Origin of the sequence: Paraburkholderia dioscoreae (genome assembly GCF_902459535.1) — a bacterium.
In the GTDB taxonomy this organism is placed as follows: domain Bacteria; phylum Pseudomonadota; class Gammaproteobacteria; order Burkholderiales; family Burkholderiaceae; genus Paraburkholderia; species Paraburkholderia dioscoreae.
On sequence record NZ_LR699556.1, the window covers coordinates 30,601 to 54,671 of the forward strand.

15 protein-coding genes and 2 pseudogenes are annotated in these 24,071 nt (G+C 58.3%); 11 read left to right on the plus strand and 6 right to left on the minus strand.

Annotated features, from left to right (window positions below; genetic code table 11):
* Positions 1-3: 3 nt before the first annotated feature.
* Genes PDMSB3_RS36975 through PDMSB3_RS36990 form a run of 4 tightly spaced genes read right to left on the minus strand, consistent with a single transcriptional unit; the run spans position 4 to position 8,934 of the window.
* Positions 4-5,355, minus strand: coding sequence for a glycosyltransferase (locus tag PDMSB3_RS36975; RefSeq protein WP_268738035.1), 5,352 nt, complete (start codon positions 5,353-5,355; stop codon positions 4-6).
* Positions 5,356-5,362: 7 nt separating this feature from the next.
* Positions 5,363-6,343, minus strand: a complete 981-nt coding sequence (locus PDMSB3_RS36980; RefSeq protein ID WP_165190203.1) for a tetratricopeptide repeat protein — start codon at positions 6,341-6,343, stop codon at positions 5,363-5,365.
* A 55-nt stretch (positions 6,344-6,398) separates the two neighbouring features.
* A complete protein-coding gene (locus PDMSB3_RS36985) occupies positions 6,399-7,706 on the minus strand; it encodes a glycosyltransferase family 4 protein (RefSeq protein WP_165190205.1) in 1,308 nt (435 codons plus the stop codon).
* A gap of 49 nt (positions 7,707-7,755) precedes the next feature.
* Positions 7,756-8,934 (minus strand): polysaccharide biosynthesis/export family protein, encoded by a 1,179-nt coding sequence (locus PDMSB3_RS36990; protein WP_232064483.1) that lies wholly within the window; start codon positions 8,932-8,934, stop codon positions 7,756-7,758.
* Positions 8,935-9,070: 136 nt separating this feature from the next.
* On the opposite strand from PDMSB3_RS36990, the gene PDMSB3_RS36995 reads away from it, so the two are divergent.
* The 4 genes and pseudogenes from PDMSB3_RS36995 (at position 9,071) to PDMSB3_RS37010 (ending at position 14,498) form a co-directional block, all read left to right on the plus strand.
* Complete coding sequence (locus PDMSB3_RS36995) at positions 9,071-10,222, plus strand: glycosyltransferase family 4 protein (RefSeq protein ID WP_165190303.1); 1,152 nt, start codon at positions 9,071-9,073, stop codon at positions 10,220-10,222.
* A gap of 8 nt (positions 10,223-10,230) precedes the next feature.
* Positions 10,231-12,081, plus strand: a complete 1,851-nt coding sequence (locus PDMSB3_RS37000; protein ID WP_232064471.1) for a capsular polysaccharide export protein, LipB/KpsS family — start codon at positions 10,231-10,233, stop codon at positions 12,079-12,081.
* A gap of 163 nt (positions 12,082-12,244) precedes the next feature.
* A pseudogene (locus PDMSB3_RS37005) lies at positions 12,245-12,818 on the plus strand (sugar phosphate nucleotidyltransferase); the annotation flags it as partial.
* Positions 12,819-12,830: 12 nt separating this feature from the next.
* Positions 12,831-14,498, plus strand: coding sequence for a hypothetical protein (locus tag PDMSB3_RS37010; RefSeq protein ID WP_165190165.1), 1,668 nt, complete (start codon positions 12,831-12,833; stop codon positions 14,496-14,498).
* Between the two features lie 517 nt (positions 14,499-15,015).
* Here the strand turns inward: PDMSB3_RS37010 and PDMSB3_RS37015 are convergent.
* Entirely contained in the window at positions 15,016-15,876 is an 861-nt protein-coding gene (locus PDMSB3_RS37015; protein WP_232064473.1) for a replication initiation protein, read from the minus strand.
* A gap of 657 nt (positions 15,877-16,533) precedes the next feature.
* A pseudogene (locus PDMSB3_RS38145) lies at positions 16,534-16,674 on the minus strand (IS4 family transposase); the annotation flags it as partial.
* Between the two features lie 1,508 nt (positions 16,675-18,182).
* Here PDMSB3_RS38145 and PDMSB3_RS37025 point away from each other — a divergent pair.
* From PDMSB3_RS37025 to PDMSB3_RS37055, 7 genes are all read left to right on the plus strand, one after another.
* Positions 18,183-18,518, plus strand: coding sequence for a hypothetical protein (locus PDMSB3_RS37025; protein ID WP_165190213.1), 336 nt, complete (start codon positions 18,183-18,185; stop codon positions 18,516-18,518).
* The gene (locus PDMSB3_RS37030) at positions 18,505-19,326 is read left to right on the plus strand and encodes a ParA family protein (protein WP_165190215.1); all 822 of its coding nucleotides are present in this window, start codon (positions 18,505-18,507) and stop codon (positions 19,324-19,326) included. The genes PDMSB3_RS37025 and PDMSB3_RS37030 overlap by 14 nt, the downstream gene beginning before the upstream one ends.
* The gene (locus tag PDMSB3_RS37035; RefSeq protein ID WP_165190217.1) at positions 19,319-20,200 is read left to right on the plus strand and encodes a ParB/RepB/Spo0J family partition protein; all 882 of its coding nucleotides are present in this window, start codon (positions 19,319-19,321) and stop codon (positions 20,198-20,200) included. The genes PDMSB3_RS37030 and PDMSB3_RS37035 overlap by 8 nt, the downstream gene beginning before the upstream one ends.
* Positions 20,201-20,628: 428 nt before the next feature.
* Positions 20,629-20,784 (plus strand): hypothetical protein, encoded by a 156-nt coding sequence (locus PDMSB3_RS37040; RefSeq protein ID WP_165190219.1) that lies wholly within the window; start codon positions 20,629-20,631, stop codon positions 20,782-20,784.
* Positions 20,785-21,301: 517 nt separating this feature from the next.
* Complete coding sequence (locus tag PDMSB3_RS37045) at positions 21,302-21,574, plus strand: type II toxin-antitoxin system ParD family antitoxin (protein ID WP_165190221.1); 273 nt, start codon at positions 21,302-21,304, stop codon at positions 21,572-21,574.
* Positions 21,571-21,870, plus strand: coding sequence for a type II toxin-antitoxin system RelE/ParE family toxin (locus tag PDMSB3_RS37050; RefSeq protein ID WP_165190223.1), 300 nt, complete (start codon positions 21,571-21,573; stop codon positions 21,868-21,870). The genes PDMSB3_RS37045 and PDMSB3_RS37050 overlap by 4 nt, the downstream gene beginning before the upstream one ends.
* Before the next feature lie 125 nt (positions 21,871-21,995).
* Entirely contained in the window at positions 21,996-23,891 is a 1,896-nt protein-coding gene (locus PDMSB3_RS37055) for a site-specific integrase (protein ID WP_165190243.1), read from the plus strand.
* Positions 23,892-24,071 lie beyond the last annotated feature (180 nt).

The window sequence follows — 24,071 nt, forward strand, 5'->3', positions numbered from 1 at the left end:
ACGTCAACCAACGTTATTTCGCGGCTTCCCCCAGCCGAGGCGCTTCTGCCGTACGAGACCGTAAACCATATCCTCGAGGGTGGTCGCCATGCGTTGCCAGTCATGCGCCGTCAACCAGCTATTCATACCTGCCTGTATCTCCCGACGCTTCGCCGGACTCTTGAGCAACGGGGCAATTGTCCTAACGAGTTCGTCGGGATCGTTATCGTTCGCCCATGCCGCCGCTTCATCCAGTTCCGCGAAAATCTGCACGCGGGTCGCAACCAATGGGACCATAGTTGCCATAACCGTTCGCACAGCCCCGCTGGCGGAGTCATCGCTTTCGCTATACGGCAGCGCAATCAGGTCGCATTCCGACAGCAAGCGCTCGATCTCCTCCACCGGGAGGAAATCAAGATGCCATTCGATGGCATCTTCCATGCCGACTTCGCGTGCGATGGCCCGGCACTCGTTGATCGTGTGATCATGCTCTGCCCCGGAGAAACGCGCGTTGACCAGCCGCAGTCTCAAGCCTGGCCATTCACGTCGCAACTTTGCAGCGGCCCGAATCAGCTTGTCGATGCCCTTGTGGCGAAAGAAGAAACCGTGACAGCCGATAATTGGCGAATCGCTCGGCCCTATAAATCGCGGCCAACCTGTCTGACGAGGTGTGAATGCGCCATGAGGAAACAGCCCGAGATTACGTCGTAGCCCTAAACCAAGAAGGAAATTCATGTCATCGATGTTGTGCACGAGCACGCGCGTCATCTTGGACAGTCCCTCGATGACCATTGCGGCCTCCTCGCCACCCACGCGCCGCAGATTGCGTGCGTTGTGGAGCACGACAATCGACACGATGGCTTCCAGCTTCGGATCGGCTCCGATTCGACCGAGTTGCTCCCAAGAAATCAGCCCATCCTGGTGCTGGATAACAAGTGCTTCTACCTCATGTTCCCGCGCGGCCTGTACTATCTCCTGCGCCTTGTCGCCAATGAACTGCCATACCGGCGTGTGAGGCAGCGCACCATCGGCCAGTTTAGCAGGCACCTTCGTACGGTAATCGCAGAGAATCATTGTGCTCTTGCGCTGGTCCGCGCTCATGCGATTCAACAGATAACCCGAATATTGCGCAATGCCACACTGGATTTCCCAGGTACTGACCCAACCCAATTTCGGACTTCCCAACTTCTGGGGTTTAAGCAAGTCTGAAACCGTGCCGTTCAAACGATTCACCCAGGCGTCTGCGTCTCCTTCGACCGCAGCCGCTGTCAGGGCGTTTTGACGACGGCGCTCGACATCTGCAGCTTTAGCTGGATCGACATGTTCGCGCAGAGCTGCGACCAGATCATCGACATCAGGCTCGACCCACATTGAATGACTGCCCGTCACGTGACTGCTCGAGCGTGCGAAACGGAATCGGATCATCCGAGCTTGGTCTGGCCCGCAGAAATCACGTTGCCCACCATGCCCGGTTACGATAAGCGGCAAGCCAGCCGCCATCGCTTCCAGAGCAGGCAGGTTGTACCCCTCTCCTCTGGATGGCAGGACCATAACGTCAGCATCGGCATAGAAAGACGCCATCTCTTTGCGTTCTGCATCCCTGTTGACCACTTCTACAGGCGCCATGTCAGGATATTGCGCGCGCAAAGCGTCGAGTTGCTGCTCCACGTCATTGTGCGGGTTCGGGAACGTCTTGATGACCAATACGACATCATCCTCGCTCACGAACGCTTTTGCCCACGCCTTAAGCAGTACGTCGACGCCCTTGCGAGGAAAGCAGGATGAAATATGCAGAAATCGACGAATCGGACGGCTGATTCGCTGACGAGCGACGTCATGAAACGGCGCGAGATCGACCGCCTGCCCGATCGTCGCTACGGGCAATCTCATGCCTGACACGCTTAGCGCATCGGTGACACATTGGGCCGGTGCGATGACCGCATCGAAGCCGTTGGTCAGCGTCTGCACTATGCCTGCGGGAACATGACTCTCTTCCCACGGGAAAAGAGACAGCGCTAAGCGCGGCTGGCCCTTGGGCGGCATGATAGGCCAGTGCTGGCTGATGACTATCTCCCGATCCTGCCTTGGGCGTGGCCGCTCACAAAGCTCGATCATTAAAGGCTGTTCGTCAGCAGGAACGCCTTCGGTATGATTAATCGGGTCCGTCTCATAAGCCGAATAGTACACATGCCCAGGGAGGGCCCGCTCCAATGCAGAGGCGACAGCGCGGTTGATGATTGCGAGGCTATAGCTGCCAAGCAGATGTCCCATAACCGTGTAGTCGAGTGCAGCAACTGGCTGCGCCGCTTCCTCTCCTGTCCGATTCGCAACGCGGGCGACTGCAACTTCAAGTGCACTTGGAACACGCTCCTGAACGAAGTCAGAAGGACTCGTCGTATCATCGAACAGACCGTCCGGCGGACCATCCAGCGCCAGTATTTCAAGCGGCATCTTCGCAGCCGAAGCCGCGCGCATAATGGTCGCCAACGTTTGATCGGACGACGTACGGCCTGCAGTAGCCGAAGACGTATTTACGCGGCGAGCGATGCTGAAGGCCACTTTCTCGGCCCAGGCGTAGACGATGTCCGCGAGGGCCTTCTCGTTCCCGCCTGCGCGTGCCGCGTCGCCTGTCGCCACGTACAACACCGCCGCGCCACGAGTCTGCAGGTCCAGTAACGCCGGAATCGACGCTTGCGCGAACGAATAAAGGTAGTCCACACCAACGATTCGATCGCCCGGTCGCGCGACCAGAATCTCGTCAGGGAGATAAAAATTCCGCAAACCGACCAGATTGGCTATGAACTGATTGGCGACAACGAATTTACCTTCATTGAAGAAAACCGCTCGCACATGCCGATTACCCCGCTGGATCAACGCCAGCAGTTTCTGTCTCGTCGACGGATCCAGACGCCGTATCGCTCCTGGAGCGGCATACGCACTAATATCGATACAGAAAAGGGGCTCACGCTCAAGCGCAAGGTTATTCGACAGCGCAATCGAAACAAGCGCTACATCTCTGGAATTTGCTCGCCTGTCACGCACACTGCCACACAGGTTTTTCTCGACGAGTTCCAGCTGGGCCGGCTTGTGGCGGGTAACGGTCGCCATTGAGGACACGATGGACCGTACCCACGCTTCTATCGGTCGGGGATCAGGGGGCGCAATCAATGCCGCGGCGCGTTCTCCGCCCTGGCGCAACAGCGCGAGAGTATTTTTCATCTCGCCGGTCAGATCGTGATGGAGTTCTGCACTGAATAGAACCTTGACCTTGAGACTTTCTGCATCAGCATGGATTCGCCGGGCCAACTCGGGCGAAATATCACTCCCGACCAGCACTAGGTCCACCGTCGAGAAAATACCGCGGTAATACGGGCTCAGATCGCCTTCTGCGCGACGAATCTGCCCTTGCATGTGCAACACGGACGATTTCGTATTTTCCACAGACGCTTCGTCAAGCGCGTGAACGACAAAATGAGCGTCGCCTTCAGAAGCCACCACCGCCCTGAATGCTGCGATGCAGTTGCCCGCCGACTCATCTCTAGCAACGATCGCGACCAGCAGGGGAACGCGTCGCGGCACACCGACCGCTTCCCGATAGCGGGCTGCGGCCTCCCGATCGCCCGCCAGTGGAAGCCACGGAAGACCCGCGGTACCTTCCTCAAGTGTCTGCCTGGCGGCCTGGCGCACGCTCGTTCCAACGATTGCGCGCAAATCGGCCGCATAGTATCTGGTCGTTGCCGCTTTGATAATGCCGCCGATTCCGGCACTGGCCACGATATCTCGCTGGATTGGAACCGGCAGTTCCGCAGTAGTATCGAACGTCCGACCAATCGTTTCGAGTTGCAAATAGATGCCTGGGTACGCAGCTACGATATGAGCAAACTCAGCAGCACCAATTGCGTCCCCCGCGTAGATAATCTGATCGAAACGTGCCGCGTTCCAGTCTAGCCATCCCAATTCGCGCCATTCCACTTGCGCCACTGCCCACTGATCAGACGTAGGTCGCCGGGACGCAATCAACGTGACATGACAGACGCGAGCCAATGCTGAAACCAGGCCGGCAATGCGTCCGCCGACATGACTGATGCTATCCATCTGCGGACAAACGAATGCGACGCGTGGCCGAGCGGATAGCGACGCATCAGCGGCCCTGTATGCTTGACGCTCAACATGTACGCGCTCAAATTCGGCAAGGATGATTCGAGCCGGACGCTCCCACGTGAATTCCTTCGATCGTTCGATGCCAAAGGCCACCAGTTCGTTGCGAAGCGATGAATTGGTCAGCACACGCTCCATGGCAGCGCCCATTTCCGGCGGTTTGGACGGATCCGCCTGCAAATCTTCCCGGCCGACCACTTCCGGCAGCGAAGTGGTGTTCGCCACGATCACAGGGGTTCCGCAGGCCATAGCCTCCAATGGAGGCAAGCCAAAACCCTCGCTCCAGGACGGGAAAGAGAACAACGAACATTCCGAATACAGTGCGATCAGGTCCTCGTCCGACACGTAACCGGGCAGCACGATCGTATCGGCAGGCAGTCCCTCTGCTTTTGCCAGACCGTTCAGGTACTTCCTTGCATAGTCGTCCATCTTTCCGGCGATGACCAACTGGTGCTCTTCCCGCACAGCCTTGGACATCGACGCAAATGCAGCGATCAACCCTTCCAGGTTCTTCCGATATTCAAGCGGACTCGTGTTGAAGATAAAAGGGCGTGCGATGCCCATTCGTTTCATCAGGTCGGCGCGATCAATACTGCCATGCACGGGGCGTCGGAAACGCTCGTCGATGCCATTGTAGGCAACGACCACCCGGTCGGGATCAGCAGCCATCCGCTGCCGAGCCTCTTCGGCGACAAAGGCCGAAATTGCAATCAGCAAATCGGCACGCTTGGCATCTCTCAACCGACGGAAGTAAGCGTCCTGATCGTTGCGCGCAGGAATATATCGCTCTGGTTCTTCCAGTGGAATCAGATCATGCAGCGTGACAGCTGTCGGATAAGGAGCCGGGTCCACGGAAACTACCGTGTCGTCCCAGAATCCTTCAAACAGGCTTGGAATAAAGACCATATCCGGCTCGAGACGCGTAATGAATGCTGAACGCAGCGTCTCGGCGGCGTGATTGCGCCAAGCATTGTTCGGGTCTGCTGCAGTTGTCCCTTCGAAAAGACTACAGACCAGTATTCTGTCTTGCGGAACGTAACCTTCGAGTTCTTTTCGGATCGACTCGATGGTGTTCGGAAAACGATCGGTCAGGAGAATCAGGAACTCATGCACCGAACCTACGCGTATCATCGCTTTGGCGATGCTCATGGCATACCGGCCGATGCCACGGTGACGGCTACCGTTCTGGCACGACTGGAGATCAATAACTATACGCACGAGTCAATTATTCCTTATAAGCGAGAGAGCCGGAGAGGTACTTGAAAATGACCTTCTGCCTGTGATCCAGCCACGACTCCTCGGCAAGCTGCGACCGTTCGATACGCTCCACACGCTCTATGACGAGTTGTCTGACTTCCAGATTGCCTTGGTCCGGCGGCGACACATTGCCAGAATCCAGGACATCGCCCGAAAAATCGCTTCTGAAAGCATGAATCTCCCGCAGGACTTCCGGCTGTCCGGGTCGAAGCCGCCATGAAACCAAGTACGCCTCCAGAGCAGAGTCTCTGCGTTCGAGCTGTTTAAGCGCGTGTCCGATGTGGACGTATGGATCGGGATCGCGAGGAAAGAGCAGCGTTGCACGACGATATTCAATCAGCGCTTCTTCCAGTTTTCCCTGCTCGCGCAACGCGTGACCGAGTTGAATCAAAACGCGCGGCTGTCCGGAAGCATGCTTCAACACCGCGCGATAGGAGCTTTCGGCGTTTGACCACTTGTTCTGCTTGCTCGAAGCTCTCGCTTGTTTAAGCGCTGCTCCCATAAGGAAGCGTCTAATCGGAGAAATCGGTTTCAGCAATCGATCGCTGCCGATCAGCCCCGCTTTGAGCATGATCACGTCAAGCGCCAACGGGTCTGTGAATCCAAGCCCCTGCAATTGCGCCCGGATATCGTCGAGACGACTATCGAGAATCAGCGTACGTGCAAAATACACGGCTGCATCGTTACGACGCCCTAGTCGCATCAGGAATAGCGCAGCCTGCCGTTGCGCGTCCACGTCCTCCCGATGCACATCGGCGGCTCGTAGATAAACGGCCAGCGCTTGTTCGCTATCATCGGACTCCTTTAAGGCATGCCCAAGCTGAATTGCGTCTTTCGCGTTGTCGAAATGCGTCCGGCAAAGTTGTCGATAATAGCGGATCGCCATATCCCAATTGCCGCTACGCGCAGCATTTCGCGCCTTGTTGCGCAGTATCTTGTCAGTAAACATATTGATTCAACGTAAATGCCGGTTCATGCGTCGGCGCGTGAGCATCAACCTTTCGTCATAGCACCGAGTCATACAACTCAGTCAGCCTGTTTCGATAATTTTCCGCACTGAATCTCCCTGCCTGAGCCAGGCCCAATTCGGCGAGATCTGCACGCAATCCGGCGTCGGCGTCCAGTCGTTCCAGCGCCCGGGCGATCTCGGCGACATCGTACGGATTCACGATCAGACTGGCGTTCCCAGCGATTTCCGGCAGCGACCCTTCAGTGGAACACAAGGTCGGCACGCCTAGTTGCATCGCTTCAAGCACAGGCAGCCCGAACCCTTCATATAACGACGGAAACACGACCGCCTTGGCACATCGAATGAGGCTGATAAGAAACGCTCGTGGTGCGTAATCAAACAGTCGAACGTTTTTGCTCATGGCCGAATTGTGTTTCTCGAGAGCGTCGAGAAGTTTCGTCTCTTCTTCAGACTTCCAGGCCCTCGATCCGACTATCACGAGTTTCGACGCTGCTTCCGACGACAGGTAAGCTTCGACCAGTCGACCGACATTTTTTTTGGGCTCAATAGCACCGAAGAACAGGAAATAGTCATACGGCTCCAGCCCGTAGATGCCGGACACCTCCTGCTCGGCATTCCGATCAGACTTCTCGCCTTTGAAAGCAAAGGTGTCGACTGCCTGATAGGTATTTTTCACCTTTTCCTCAGGGACGTCGAACAAGCGAAGAATGTCCTCTTTGGACTTCTCCGACACCGTGCAAATGCGGTCGCCATACTCAATGCACCCGCCGATCAGGCGCTGATAATAGCGCTTGTTATCGAGGGTTGTGTAAGGCAGCCGCAATGGCACAAGATCGTGCAGCGTGTAAATATTGGGCACTCCCTCCACCACAATCGGCAACGGATATGTCCAATGCATGACATCCGGCTTCTCGTCGAAACGGATCTTCAGAAATTTACGATGCTGCTTGAAATGATCCCTCGCCATCAGGAACAGATCATCGACATTGAAGAGCCGCGCCCCCCTCGGCAGCCGGCTGTCGAAACACCTGCTTTCCACTACGCCGTTCTGCGGAATCTCGATTGCTGAATATCCAAGCGGGGATCGCAGGTATCGGGACACGTCCTTTGCCGTCCGGGACCACCACTGCCGCCGCGGCCTTCCCGCTCCTCCAAGGTAATCAAAAAAGGAGATCTCGCGCAGCATCGGTTTTTGCTTCTGCGATATGGGCGCACCGTATAGCGTCCACCCCTTCCCACCCATCTCGCGAATGTTGTCCGCGAGGCTTTTCGCATAGGTGGCGACTCCCGTTCCGCGTTGTAGCGCGAGATTATGGCCGTCGATTGCAACGATACGATTCATGTTCACCCTAAACCCAACCTATACCCTGCCGAAGCAAGACGTCACAGCGCTACTTGAACGTCTGCACCCCATTCACGACCGGATACACGACCGAGAAAACCAAGTTCAGCACCTTTTGCATCTCCGTCACCGGTGCATTCGATACATAGAGCACATCGTTGTTGTCCATCATGAAACTCTGCGCCATGAAGAACGAATCGGGATCTCGCAAGTTGATGCGGTAGATGACAGGCACTTTTCCATCCGCCGTCGTCCGTATCGGCTGATTCGGCCAGTCGAGTGCATGTGCGTCCTGGAGCCGGAATATGAACACGCCTCGCGCGTCAGAACGCGAATCATCGAGACCACCGGATCGCGCAAGCGCTTGAGCCAGCGAGATGCCCTGCGCCTCGAAGTTGACCTCCTGATTCTTGCCAGTCGCACCGAGTGACGTGAAGCTGTAAGGCTGGAATAACGCCGTCACCACATCGCCGGCTTTCAATCGTACGTTCTGGTGCGGATCACGAATGACCTTCTGCATCGGAGCCGACGCCACGGTATCTGCACGTGTGACTTGGATCATAATTTTGTCGACCGGGTCTTTCACGCCGCCCGCCGAGGCTAGTGCATCAAGAACTCGCTCGCCGCGCGCGCTGAGTTGCATTCGGGTGCTGTTTGAGACGTCGCCTACCACCGTGACGTAGGACGTTTCATTCCTTGCCAGCTGCACAAGCACCTGCGGATCATGCGCGATATTTTTCAACCGACCGGCGATATACGCCTGCAATTGCGTAGGAGTGGATCCTGCGGCCTTAACGGAGCCAACGAAAGGCACATTGATTGTGCCATCGCCATCAATTATCTGTGACGGCAACGTGGTCGCACGCGTGCCGGAGGGCATGACTGTGGAATCCGATCCCCCAGCGGCCGACACGCCACCACCGAACAGCGTGGCGGGCGGCGCCTCCCAAATCGAGACCTGCACCTCATCACCAACACCTAGCTGCTGTCGAAAATCGTTACCCGCCCCCAGCACGGACGAGAAATCCGCGCTGCTGCGTTCCGAATAAAGCCTTTTGACGATCGCGTCTGTGACGTCCACGATCTGAATTCCCGCTACGCGATTCTGCGCGGCCGCATCGTTGACCTGCGATCGGCTGGGGCCCGAATTGGGAATGGATGAACAGGCACTAACTCCTATTACAGCGCCAATAAGCGCAAACCTCGTTCGGCGACATATACTATGCATTTTTGACGTTCTGGTCATTTCAGGAGCGGCAGTGATTGTCGCACAAGGTAGAATGAAGTTGCGAGCCGCTGCTGGCTTGAATCATTTTTTTTCAAACGCCCAGCGCGCGGCATTTTTCGGTATAAAATTCCTGTCCGTGTCAAACATTTTTTTGGATATTTCACGACTATTAGCTCGTGTTTCCAATGCACTACATCCCACCGGAGTAGACCGCGTCGGGCTGGCATACATGGAGCATTACCGCCCGCGAGCGCGTGCCGTTCTCAGTGAATTCGGATTTTCAACAATCCTCTCTGAGAAAGCTTCAAGGCAGGCATTCGACCTCGTTCTTGGCTCGCAGCCTTCCCGTCACGCGATCCGCGCGCGAGTGGTGCGCGGCATTGTGGGTTTGCGACGCGATGTGCCGAAGCGTGGAGTCCTACTCCATACTAGTCATACCGGCATGCAATACCCGCGCTATTTCCGGGCGATGCGGCGCCGTGGCATCAGATCGGTCTTCATGATCCACGATCTGATTCCGATCACACATGCCGAATATTGCCGCCCGGGGATAAAGGAGGTGCACCGGGAGCGGATCCATACCGCGCTGAGTCATGCCGACGGCTTGGTGCTGAATTCACAGGACACGCTTGACGAACTCCAGGCAGAAGCGGACCGCGCCAATCTGCCGATGCCACCCAACGTCATTGCCCGGCTTGCGCCCGGCATTTCGTCTCGAATCGATGCCCCGAGTCCGCTTGAGCACCCTTACTTTGTCATGCTAGGCACCATCGAACCGCGCAAGAATCACTGGTTCATGTTGCACGTATGGCGAAAACTCGTCGAGCAGCTAGGCGCGCTCGCGCCCAAGCTCGTTATCATCGGCCGGCGTGGCTGGGAATGCGAGAATGTGATTGACATGCTCGAGCGCTGCGAGAGCGTCAGGTGCGCCGTCATCGAGCTACCAGACTGCACGGACGAGCAGATGCTCACATGGCTTCAACATGCGTGCGCACTCGTGTTTCCGTCCTTCGTTGAAGGTTACGGTATGCCCCTGGTCGAGGCGCTCGTGCTTGGCGTGCCTGTGCTCGCGAGCGATCTTGACGTCTTTCATGAAATTGCGGGCGAAATCCCGGACTATCTCGATCCGCTCGACGGCCCCGCCTGGGTTGCAAAAATACGAGCCTACGCACAGCCCTTTAGCGCCGAACGCGCCGCGCAACTTGCGCGAATCGAGCACTTCAATATACCGACGTGGCGCGAACACTTCGAGCACATTGATCGCTTTGTGGAAATGCTAGTTCAATGAATGTAGCAATGTCGCGACGCCAGGCGGCGAAGACGGGCGCCTGGGCCAACGGCATCATGCCGCGTGCTTCTGGGCCCGTCCTGTCGTGGTTCGTCGCGCCATCGCACGAGATCACTACGTCCGGCTGGCTCGACTGCATCGATGCAGAACTAGCAAAACATCCTTCTGCGGGTCCCGGCACGGCGTCGCTGATGGAGCGTTTCCGCGCGGCGTGTGCGTTCGACCCCGCGAATTGCGTGCCCCGTGCGCACACCGGCTTGCAGGTACCGGCCAAGAGTGAGCGTGTGCTGCTGATCGATGAACCCACCGCCACGGATTTCGACAACGACGAAAAAACGCGCGCGCGCCAATTCGTTCGTATGGCGACCGCGGCGCATGCCGCCCATCACGGCGCCGAATTCTGGCTCGCCCGCAGCGGCGCGCAACACGTCGACAAGTGGCTAGCCACACTTTGCCCGCTGCGGGAAATCTCGCCCAGATTGATTGGCCAACCCGATTCCCTCTGTGCGTCGATCCCGCACTTCGATCATGTCTACACCGTGTCCGCACCGGAAGGCATGCAAGCGTTACTGTGCAACGTTCCGCTTCATGTGTTCGGCACGCCATGGTATGCGGGGCGTGGACTGACATACGATCATGCAAGGCAACCTGAACACCGCACGACTTCCTCGCTGGATGCGTTGTTTGAGGCCGCATTCGTTCGCCTTGCCAGGCACCTCGACCCCGTCACGCGCGAATCTGGGTCACTGGATGCTCTACTCACCGGCATTGAAGTGCACCGTGCCACGGTACTACGCTTCGCGGATATGCCTCGTGTCGCGGGCGTCCGTTTCCAATGGTGGAAGCGTCCCTTGGCCACGCCCTATCTGACAGCAGGTGGCAGCACCTTACGTTGGGTAAGCGAAGCGAAACACGTGCAGCCCGGGGAACATGCAGCCTTCTGGGGTGCGCGCAGCCCGGAAGGCTTGCCGGCACACATACCCGCGATTCGCATTGAGGACGGCTTCCTGCATTCGACCGGTCTTGGCTCTGACCACGTGGCGCCACTGAGTCAGGTCATTGATCGTCGCGGCCTGTATTTCGACGCAAGTTGCCCGAATGACCTTACGCATATCCTCAACGATACAGAATTCGGCGAAGCTGAACTCGCGCGTGCACGCGCCCTGCGCAGCGACATTACACGCCTGGGGCTAACCAAGTACAATCTCGGCCGCCGCAAACCGGGGTGGCTTTGCCCCTCGGGCAAACGGATGTTGCTCGTTCCGGGACAGGTAGCGGACGACGCGTCCATCCGACTTGGAACGAGCGGGATTTCGACCGCCGAGGAACTGCTACGCGAAGTACGCGCGAGCAATCCGGGCGCATTCATTGTCTACAAACCACATCCGGACGTTTTATCAGGAAATCGACCCGGCCTGATCGAAGCGGAAAAGCTTGCCGATATCGTAGAAACGAATGCAGATCTGATTTCGCTGCTTGAGGTAGCCAATGAAGTCCATACGCTCTCCTCGCTCGCTGGCTTTGAGGCGCTCATTCGCGGCAAGCCTGTGAGCACTTACGGCTTGCCATTCTATGCGGGATGGGGACTGACGCAAGACGCGCTCGAGCAACGTTGGCGCAGACGGAAACTGTCTCTTGACATGCTAACGGCAGGCGTATTGTTGCGCTACCCGCTCTACTGGGACTGGTCACTAAGACTCTTCACTACGCCGGAAGCCATTGTTCGGCAGCTAGCTGTTCCCTCCACTCGACCGCTCGATAAGATATATCGCAATAACTTGCGTCCATTAATCAAGGCCACACGCTGGAGTCGGAATGTTCTGCTGCATGCACGTTGGCGCTATGGAAAGAGAAATTAATTATACAAACTGGCTTACTTTAATATCATTGACGGTTGCATACGTGAACCAATCCTTTTTTGCACGGCTCGATGATCGCCGCCTTTTGTGTTGGGAAAATATTCTGGCGTGGCGATGCGTCCCTTGAGCGCTATCGCCATCAAGCAACAAGAGACTTCTTTCTGTGAACATTCATCCGGTAATCCTGTGTGGTGGCAGCGGCACACGCCTTTGGCCCATGTCTCGGGGCGGCTATCCGAAACAATATCTCAAGCTCGCCAGTATTCCCAATGCCGTTGCGCCCATCGTCGTATCGAACGCCGAACAACGTTCATCGTAGTCGAGCAGTTACGCAAGCCTGCCTCAGTCATTCTAGAACCGATTGCGCCCAATACCGCAGCAGCCATCGCCCCCGCTCTGGTTGCGTTGAGCAAAGATCGCGACGCATTGCTCATGGTATTGCCGTCCGATCATGTGATCCTCAATGAAGCTGCGTTCATGAAAGCCGCACTAGCGGCAGCGCGGATTGCTGCCGATGATCACCTTGTGGCATTCGGCATTGAGCCCGGAAACCCGAACACCGGCTACGGCTACATCCGCCGCGGTGCGGCTCTGAAGAACGGCAGTCGGTGTACAAGGTCGATGCTATCGTTGAGAAACCTGATCTCCCTACGGCTCAAAAGTTCTTGGAGAGCGGCGACTACTACTGGAATAGGGGCATGTTCATGCTCAAGGCTTCCACCTACATGGATGAGTTGGGGGTAGGCTGAATGACAACGAAGTTTTCAGTGCTGTTGGCGTTGGCTTTGTTCACCTGCGTCTCGGCGTTTGCACAAAATCGCACGTTACCAGCGCTCACCAGCAGCACCGCTACGACCGACGGGAAGACTCAGCCCATTGCCGGCATCACCACAACGGCACTTGCCAACCAGCTCAAAGGTGCCGTCACGCCGATTGAGTTTGGCGCGAAAGGAAACGGTTCGAGCGATGACACAGCGGCAGTACAGGCGGCGATCGACAGCGCCGCAGCACGCCACGTGACGCTCGACCTTGGCGGCCACGTGTACGGAATCGCGTCGGCCCTGACGGCCAGTCAGTTGGTCATAATCACCGGCTCGGGAGGCGGTTCCGGGTTGTACGGGCACACTTGCACTGAAGGCTTCCGCGCGCTCAGGGCCAACCTGAGCCTGCTAACGCTGCAAGCTCCGCAATCAGAGGTGAGTCACGTCTGTTTCGAGAGTGGACCGGGTGTTTCGAACACGGGCGGCTATTACATAAAGTCCGTTGCGGGAGCCAATTCGTCGAAGATCGCCGATAGCTCCTTTTATGGCGGCTGTCTAAGTGTCATCGTGACCGGCAGTAGCAGCATGCAGAATGTGAATTCAGTTATCGACCGCAACATCTTCGTACCCGCGCAAAGCGCGTTATGTACGGCCGTTGAATTAGGCTCAGATTCGAAACATGGCTTGACTGTCGATACAGTGGTCTCAAATAACGAAATCTACTGCCACGGCGGTACGAGCGGCGCGGTAGGGATGCTATTCAGCGATGCCTCAGGTTATTACGTCACGAACAATGATATTTACGCGTGCTCATACGGCACCAAGCTATATCCCGGCGCGAGCCAGATTGTCGGACCCGGTTTCTTCACGAATACAGTGCTAGGCGACACCCCTGGCTACGTGGGAATGCTGGTCAAAACGAGCGATTCGACAGCGCAGATCCTCAGCAACAAGTTTGTGAACACATGGGCCACGTCTTCGGCCAACCGTGGACCCGCAATTCTCGTCAATCAAGTTAACGGACGAATTCGTGGCACTTCGTTCACGAGCCTGCGTGCGTACAATGCGACAGGCGCGACGAATCAGGATATCGTCGACATCCAGGGGGGCTGGGGAACGCGCATCCTGAATTCCGCCGTCTGCCTGCAAGGCAATGCCGATCGCGCGGCGGGAATAAGCATCACACGTGGCGCGCGCTACACCGCGATTCAAAACAATGAGATCAACGGTGCATGCGATCTCGCCGGTGGTGTTCTGGGAACGGCTATAAAAGTCGATTCGACCATTGACGAAGTCCAGATCGATGGTAACGACATAGGTGAAGGCGTCACGACGCCTATCGACTGGAACAAGACATCGAATAACATCAACGCAGTCGTCGGTAATAACATCGGAGTCGACACCACTGTGGGCAGCGTGGCGAGCGCGGCGACTTTGTCACTTCCAGCAAACCCGATCGTCAAGATTACTGGCACGACGCCCGTAAAGGCGCTCAACGGTGCATGGAACGGACGTGTGGTACAGATCATTACGTCGAATGGCCTGACGTTCACCAAGGGCGGCAACATCTGCAATGCATCAGACTTGACTACGGCTGCAAACGGCTCGGTGACAGCGAGCTGGGGAGGCGGCTTGGGGTGCTGGATGATTCATTGATTCCGCTGCTAAACTCCCCCCGCGCCCGCGCAAACACCTCATCCATCCGCCAGTGCTCTTTCGTATACCGCTCATCCTGGCTCCATTCATCCCAGCCTGGGCCACGCCGGAACGCTCCCACTCCATCCGCAGCCAGCGCCGCCTGATCAGGAACACTGGCGGCCTGTTCGCAATCGGTACCGACAAAAAGCGCATCCGCCTTGCAATGCAGCTCGCGCATCAAACGAACTTGAATCATCAATGCGTCAATGCGCGATGTGGCCGTGCGAGAGGATCACTGCTCGACGTTGACACGACGCGAACCAGCCCCGGAATTCTGGCGCGCCTGCACTCCATGCCTTGAACTGCGGGCGGGCCACATCGGGCCAAAGCATCACCATCGAGCGGCATCGCAACGCGCTTGAACTCTGGATGTTTGCGGCGCTGCGTCTACGATGCTACGAGAATTAACAGACCTGCCAGAATGCTGGCGTGCCTCGACTTTCGCGACTGCGTAACCTCAATTTCCGACGGGCTACTAATCAGCCATGTCGATAGGCAGACGTCGCTGCGGATTTTCGATAAACCGGAATTCGAGCGAATGGACTGCCCGACCGCGCTTGATGCCTTTCCAGTCAATCACGAGGTCGGCCTTCTCGTTCAGTTCGCTGACCGCCATGTCGATCACCCGCCGTTTGATGTCAGCAAAGCGATAGGTTGGAGGCACTTCCAGCGCCGTGCGTAAATCCTCGACCGTGATCAGAAGCACGCCCCGGTCCTTTTCCCTCATCAGGAGTTCCAGAAGCCGCCACGAATAGATTGACTGCAAACCACGTGCAAAATCGAGCTGATAGCTCACAAACTTGCGCTGCAACAGAAAGATATGAGGCGTCAGGTCCGGCGAAAAACAGATCTCGGCCCACGCTTCGCCATCGTGATATGTGGCTTTCCATACCCACCGCAGTTGCACCCTCTTCTTTCCATCCATGTAGCTGAGCTTCCGCTCCAACAGACTGGCGCAAGCCTCTTTCATGCCCTGATACGCGGCGGCAGCCTGTTTCTCCCCACTGCGAGGTGCCAACGCAGCAACGGCAGCAAATTCTTCAGCCCTTATTCTTACAGAGACGTATCCATCTGCCTTGCCGTGTTGATAAGGTGACTTGCGGCTGTCAATGCTGCGCAATGCAGTCATCATCAGGCGCTTTTCGTTCAAGGACAGGCCGTGCTGTGCATTCACCAATGCCCTGCTCATTGCCACCGTCCCTTTGATCCTGCCGTCAACCTCGAGTATCTCGTCGGGAGATGCGCCGAGCTCAATTGCCATGGATGCAACCAGTTCCGCGGCCTCCAACGGAATCTCCTGGTCCAACGGTCGGACGGCCCGCAGCAGGTCATTCAAAGTTCTCTTCTCCTATTTGGCCGCACGAAAATAACCATCGCCAATAAAGTCACGATTGTAGAAAGATGACGCGAGACCCGCAAGTCACCATTGTGGATAACGGTCGGAAAATGTCACGTCTGGGCCGGTTTTCGTCCACTCTGGGCCAGAATTTGTCCACTGTAGGCCGGAATTTGTCACCGCCAGACCGTAATATGTCACCTTTCGTGAAAGTCGATCGGCTTGAAAGCCTTGCCAGGTAAGGATCACAGACCCGTCCCCAAGCGTTTACAAAAGGTTTTACAAAGGTTCTACAAACTGTATTACTAAAGGTTTTATAAAGAAGCTTAGAAATATTTATCTTCCTCAAAAGCCGTACCGCAAAGCGATGACTCGCGTCATACCGTGCCGACACCGCGAGTGCGTCAGCTCGGGCGGCTGTGGCACATCAAATCGCTACCGGGCGTGGGTCAAGCCGTGGCGGCCACGGCCACGTGCCGAGTAGCCCGCGAGTTTGATGCGCCAGGCGGTGTTAAGCCGATCGAAAGGCATTGTTGGCCAAGCGCGAAGCCACGACGTTGCGGGATGCGATTGAATTGATCGACTGGTATGCGCACTGGGAAGTTGAGATCCTTGTTCCTTCCCCTCGACGTGAACCTCTTTCCAGTCCGTTCCAGATTCGGGGCGACTACGGCCCGTGTGCATCCGATGGACGATTCGCCAGGCCACGACCAGAAGCAGCACCAGCGCGCGTTCGAGCCGTTCGATCGCGCCCAGGTGCAGCGCCTCGACATGGCAACCGCTCTTCAGCACGTTGTACTCCAAGTAGGACAAGACTGGTATAACATTATGGACTCCAGATAAATTCTGTAATGCATAGTTACGCTTATTCAAGGCTGCGACACTCCGAGGGTATTGAGGCGCCCGAATGTTCGACTTTAAGAAACGTTCGTCCAAAGGTTTGAACATGAGGAACTCAGCGGAACGTCACCGGGCGATCTGCCCCGTTTTAGCAACCAGTACCAAATGCCCGATGGGTCGCAATCGATCAGCTTTCGCCCTAACAGGTTTCCCTCCGGCGGGAGAAAATTTGTCCAAAGTTTGGACGCGAGGAAACAGACAAAGGACCCACCCGCGTAGTTTGTTTGGTGATTGCGTAGAGGTTGTAATTCGTCACCTTTCGTAGGCAGGCTGCCTCGAAAGAGCGTTCGGGTTCGTGCCGTCGGCCCTGGACGCCGGACGGGCCGTAATCCGTCACCTTTCGTAGCCAGGCTGCCTCAAAGAGTGTTCAGGTTCGTGCCGTCGGCCCTGGACACCGGACGGGCCGTAATCCGTCACCTTTCGTAGGCAGGCAACCTCGAAGAGCATTCGGGTTCGTGCCGTCGGCCCTGGACGCCGGACGGGCCGTAATCCGTCACCTTTCGTAGGCAGGCAACCTCGAAGAGCATTCGGGTTCGTGCCGTCGGCCCTGGATGCCGGACGGGCCGTAATGCGTCACCTTTCGCAGGCAGGCAACCTCGAAAAGCGTTCAGGCTCGCGCCATCGACCGTGGATGCCGGGACGGGCCGTAATCCGTCACCTTTCGTAGGCAGGCAATCTCGAAGAGCATTCGGGTTCGTGCCGTCGGCCCTGATGCCGGACGGGCCGTAATCCGTCACCTTTCGTAGACAGGCAACCTCGAAAAGCGTTCAGGCTCGCGCCGTCGGCCGTGGATGCCGGGATGGGCCGTAATCCGTCACCTTTCGTAGGCAGGCTGCCTCGAAAGAGCGTTCGGGTTCGTGCCGTCGGCCCTGGATGCCGGACGGGCCGCAATCCGTCACCTTTCGTAGGCAGGCAACCTCGAAGAGCATTCGGGTTCGTGCCGTCGGCCCTGATGCCGGACTGGCCGTAATCCGTCACCTTTCGTAGGCAGGCAACCTGGAAAAAATTCGGCGTTCGTCCCGTAGCAAGCGAGCGTTGAGAGCAACCGCCCCGATGGGCCGGATTCTGTCACCTTTCGTGGGCCGTCGGGCCTCGCAGCAGCGTCGGTCTCGGAATAGCTAACGGTCAGGGAATTTCAGGCAAGAAAAAGGCGGCTCTCGGCCGGGGCCGCATCTTAAGGGCCGCAACCTGTTAGTCTGGGCGTCGGCAGAGCGTGAGATAGCCCCAGCGAATTGACCGGCGCGTTCGGGTCGCAATCCGTCACTTTTCGCGGGCCGCTCTTGGTTATAGACATCTTGCGTCCAGGCTATTAGACAAAAATTGTCCAAAGTTTGGACGCGCGTATGCCAGTTGTTCTGGCACCTCAGCGTAGCAATTAATAACTATCTTCGCGGTCAACAAAGCGCGTGCCTGCTGACGGTATCAATGCATATGCGGCGGGCCGGAAAACTGTCACCTCTCCAGCGATGGGAAAAGTTCATGTCCCGGCAACCATGACGGCATTCATTGCGAAGGATAACGGTGGTGAGATTAGTAAAAAGGACAAGTATTTGCCGCGTTCGCGTGGAAGCCCATCCCTGCGCGACTTTTGTGGTGTGCCAAACCCCGCCGACTATCGCGTCAGCGTAATTCTGACGACGACGGCCACGTTTGCCTCGATTACAACGGCAGCCTTTACAGTGAAGCGTACCACGCGTATCGTGCACGAAAAATGGATATACCGGACACATGAACAGCTTTGATCAAACAAAAGTAATCGCGATCGCCAATCACAAAGGTGGGTGTGGCAAGACGACCACTGTTATTAACCTGGCGGCTGAATTCGGACGTCTTGGCCTCAAGGTCCTGGTAGTCGACATGGATCCCCAAGCGAATGCGAGCCTTCATATTGGCAAGACTCATCCGAGCCGGGTTGATTTCACCAGCGCAGAACTACTTCTGTCCAACGTAGCGAGCTTGCCAGCGGCTATCCATGAAGAGACCAACGTAGAAGGTGTTTCGCTGATCTATGGCTCACTCGCGCTCGGGAAAACCGAAGACGAACTGAAAGACGTGACTCCCCGGCCATCAGAAGAACTGCGGAGCAAGCTTGAGCCCGCAGACGGGATATATGACGTGATCCTGATTGACTGTCCGCCGAGTCTCAAACTTCTCACAAGCAATGCGATGGCAAGTGCGACGCACATTATCGTGCCTGTCGAGTCCGGGTCCCAGTACGGACTGTACGGTGCGGACGATCTGTTGAAGCACATCGACAAGATCAAACGCATCAATCCGTCAGTCAGGCTGCTCGGGGCACTTCTCATCAAGCACGACGAGCGGCAGACGGTGTGCAAGCTTCTGGAAAGCACAGCACTCAAGACGTTTGGCCACATTTTGCCCGTCAAGATTTCCACCAGTACGAAAGTAAATCAGGCAGCTGTGATGCAGCAGAGCCTTCACGCGCTTGACCGCAGTTCGAAAGTGGCCCGCGAGTTCCGTCAGCTGGCCGCCAGCCTGGCGCAGACCCTCGAGCTCAACGCCGCAGAGGAGGGAGGAAAAAATGAGTAAAAGCCTGAAGGCACTGCTGGCCCAGAAGGCGGAGGAAAACACGCAACGCCATCGCGAAGCAAATTATCGTGACGACTTCGATGTCGGTCGCCAGCACACCAAGCTCCCTCTCGACAGGATCGATCCTAATCCGTATCAACCGCGGACCAGTTTCCCAGAAGAGGAAATCCGCGAACTGGCCGTATCCATTAGCGCGGTAGGCTTGTTGCAACCCATCAGCGTACGCGCCGTGGGTGAACGGTATGAGCTGATAGCAGGAGAAAGGCGCCTGCGTGCGCACAAGCTTCTGACCAGACCAACAATCGAAGCGCTGGTCATATCAGCTGACGAGGCGACCAGTGCAACTCTTGCGCTTGCCGAGAATATTGAACGTGAAGACCTGTCGGATTTTGAGATAGGGGAAAGCATCAAACGCCTCGAAGAACATTTTCCCAGGCGAACGAAGCTGGCCGAGTCGCTTGGTATTCAACGGTCCGACCTCTATCGTTACCTGTCGTTTGCAAGTCTTCCTGACAGTATCCGTAAGCGGCTGGCAGCCCGGCCTAAGCTCCTCTCCCGTTCGGCAGCGGCGGACATAGTCAGGGTCCTCAAGGAAGCAGGCAACGACGAATCCATCAGTCGGAAACTCGAGGAAGCTTGGGCACTCCTGGAGAGCGGCAAGCTCGACCAGACGAAGCTAGCGAGCTTTCTGTGTAACAGTGCAACGACTACCGCAGGGACGCGTCAGAGACCGACTCATATCATGAAGCAGGGCGCAAAGGTCGGTACGTTTTCCCAGACCCCCCATGAATTCGTAATGAAGGTCGCCAACAACGTACTGACGGACGAACAGAAGCTGAAAATTCAACAGTTCGTGCTGGAGCTTCTGGCTTAGCTTATGGCTTGTCCAAACTTTGGACGTTTCTGAAGTGTCATCCCCGGAAGGTGACGGCCTGTCGCCAGGGAGCCTGTGCCGGTGCTACCGGTACATGTTTGCGGTGTTTCAGGGCCGATTCTGCGGTTACCGCGCCCGTGCGGCACATTGGACATCGTGCCGGCGCAAGATAACTGATGCTGCCCGGAAAGCGTTCGTCTGCCGGCCGTCGTCGGCGTGGCGAGGGGCGCGTATTTTTTGAGAAAGCGGGTCGCCAGGATTAGGATCCGCGACGCTAAGGTGAGAGGATTCGGGAACAGCGCGGATATGGTACAACTGGCAATCAAAAGGGGCTGTAGGCGGAATGAGTCTACTAACTCAGCACGAAGTGGAAACGGGGCGACTCTCCCGTGCATTAGGCTTGCGCGCCAGTTGAGGATGGTAAGAGCGTGCGACTGATTGAATCGGTCGAGTACAAGACCGGAGTTCCGCACGAATATCAGTTTGAAATCACTACTGGTGAACTGATTGCGCTGATTGGCACGCACAGCGTGCTGTTGTCTAAGGAAAAACGCGGTAATCCTGTTCCAGCCAAGGCGGCCTGATCCCGAAGAGCGTGTACGCCACCTACGGCTTGCCACTCCAACCCGCTTGCCGGCATCCGTTCGGAGCGCATAGGAATCGCTAACCCGGAGGTACGGATACTGCCGGCACCGCCGTACACGACATCATTTTCGAGAAGTCCGGAGGCGCTTCCGGTACAGCGTTGTGTGCCATTTATGACTGGTGGCTTGGCCGTGCGAGCCCGCCGAACAACGACTATGATGTAGATGTGGTCCAGGCTCATCGCCCGTGACTACCACGGAGCAGAGGCGGGGCTGGCGGGCAAACTGGCCGCCCGTTTTTGCTCCGCCACGAAGCGGTCCGCGCTCACACAACTGAAGCGGGCCGTTTTTCTTGCCCGACCTCAATGGTGATAACTGCTATTAGCACCATGCTATTTAATTGGTAGAATACGCGGAAACGGCGTTATGCCCCAAAAATCAGGGGTGTACCGTCCCGACTTGATAACTGTTATCAAGCCGCGTAGGGTGGAGGCGTGACTATTGTGAGGAGATCACCATGATCAGTGCCGACCTGGGGCCGCAACTGGAAGGCTATATCGCGCGGCTCGTCGAGACCGGGCGCTACCGCTCGAAAAGCGAGGTCCTGCGCGAAGGCGTGCGGCTCATTCAGGACCGCGAGACGCAGCTTGCTGCGCTCGACACTGTGATCGAACGCGGCCTCGCCGATTCCGACGCGGGCCGGGGCACCCCGGCCGACGAGGTGTTCGACCGGCTCGAAGCGAAGTACCAGGCGATGGCCAGGCAGGCGACGGACCAGCGCGACTCATGATCGTCCGGATTCTGCCCGCCGCGGAGGCTGAACTCGAGGCGATCGGCGATTACATCGCCCGGGACAATCTGTCCCGGGCTGTGAGCTTCGTGCGGGAACTGCGCGAGCGCTGCCTCGACCTTGCTGACATGCCGCTCGCGTTCCCGCTCGTGCCGCGCTACGAAGGGCGCGGCATACGGCACCGTGTGCACGGCCATTACCAGATTTTCTATCGCGGCGTCGGTCAGCCCGCGGAGCGGGTCGATGTCATTCACGTGCTGCACAGCGCGCGCAACACCGCCGCGATCCTTTTCTGAGCGACAGTCATGCGATATCGTGTCCGCCCGTTTGCCCGCACTCCCGCCCATGTCCGTTGCGCCCGGCCCCGCGCCGTGGCGGACGTACGTCGGGCAGGCGCGTATCAGGAACCCGGGAGCGCATCATGGCGAACCGCCCTCAACAGCTGACGCTGCCCCTGCCGCGCAGCTATACGCGCACCGATTTCGCAGCGCTCCGTGCGTTCGTGCAGCGCGTGCCGCTGCCGGCCATCGCACGGCTGTACTTCGATCCGGACACCGCTCCGCATGCGGCGAGCGCCGACGCGCTCGAGCGTTACCTGCGTACGATGCGCGATGACCTGGTGCACCTCGCAACCCTGCACGGCTCGTCGGTCCTGGCCGACCACCTGAAAGCGTCGACCCGGCACCACGGCAGCGCGAAGCTCACCGCCGTCACGCTGCGGATGGTCGAGCAGGCATCCCGGCTGGCCGCCGCGGCGCCGGCCGCCACGCACCCGGTCGGCCTGTGGTTCCGCCCGCTGGTCGCCCGGCGTCTGGTGGGGGAGGGCATCCCGACGCTCGGCGCACTGGTGGACTTCTGCAACCGCCGCGGCGGCAGCTGGTGGCGGGCCGTGCCGCGGATCGGCCTGCTGCGCGCGCGGGTGCTGGTCGCGTGGCTGCGCCAGCACGCCGGCACGCTGGGAGCCGTGGTGACCGATGACGTCGAGCTCGCAGATCCGCTCGAGGCGCCGTCGAGCGCCGCGCGCGTCGCGCTGGTCCCGGCCGGCACCGGGCGCGCCAGCGAGCTGGCGCCGCTCGAGCGGGTCACGCTGCCCCACGCACTGTCCGGCGGGGAGGGGCCTCATGGAAACGGCACGCGCGGCCTCAACCGCGCACCGGGCCTGTGCTATCTGCAGGCGCAGCATGACCTCGACGCGGTACGCGCCTGGCTGCACCGCTACCGCGACCGGCCGCAGGCGTTGCGCGCGTACACGCGCGAACTCGAGCGCCTGCTGTTATGGGCGGTCACGGTGCGCGGCACGGCCCTGTCGTCGCTCACGGTCGACGACTGCGAGGCCTACAAGGATTTCCTCGCGGTGCCATCGGCGGCCTTTGTCGGTCTCCGCACACGGCGCGATTCGCCACGCTGGCGACCCTTCGCGCCGGACGGCCTGAGCCCGGACAGCCAGCGCTACGCAGTGCGCGCGCTGCGCGCCGCGTTCGACTGGTTCGTCAACGTGCATTACCTGGCCGGCAACCCGTGGCAGGCGGTCAGCGATCCGGTGACGGTCACGCGTGAGCACGCGATGCGCATTGAACGGGCGCTGCCACTCGACCTATGGAGCCGGGTGCGCCGGTTTGCCGAAGACCGCGGCGCGAGTCTGGGGCCGGCAGCGCCGCGCTGGCGCGCCGCGCGCGCGGCGCTGCTGCTGATGGGCGACTCGGGTCTGCGCAACGCCGAGGCTGCGCTCGCCCGCCGCGAGCAGCTGCGCTACGTGCCGCCCGATGGTGAGGTGCCGGCCACCTGGGAACTGGAGGTGACCGGCAAGGGCCGCAAACAGCGCATTGTGCCGGTCAGCGGCGCGTGCGTCGAGGCGCTGGCCGCGCACTGGCGGGATCGCGAACTTGATCTCAAGGCGCCGCCGCCGTCGGCGCCGCTGGTCGCGCCGCTGGTGATCCCGGCGACGCCGGCGGCGCAGCGTCGGCATGCCGGTGCGCCGGATGGGCACGGCCGACAGGGGCAGCAGGGAGGGGCGGGCTATTCGGGCAACGGGCTGCGCGAGCTGGTCAACTGGGCGGTGCGGCAGATCCGCGCCCAGCTGGATCTCACCGAGGACGAGCGCCGGCAACTGGCCGGCACCACTCCACACGCGTTTAGGCATACGTTCGGCACCCAGGCGGCCGTCGACGTGCCGCTCGACGTCGTGCAGCAGGTGCTCGGTCATGCGTCACTGCAGACCACCACGATTTATGTGCAGGCGGAAAGGAAGCGCGTGCGGCGCGAACTCGCCGGCTACTACCAGCGGATGACCGGTGCCGACGCATCGCAGTCGGGATAAGGGGCCCGCGCACCACAACTGCCATGTCCGCGATTGAGGTTTTGTACCCGCGTATATAACGCGATACGCGTGTAACGGACCAAGGCACGAAAACCAGAAGGTCGCGCCGCCAGGATGTAGCAACATCGCCCGCTACAGCAAGCGGTACTGTTGCCGATTCGCGCCCGTCGATTGCTCGAC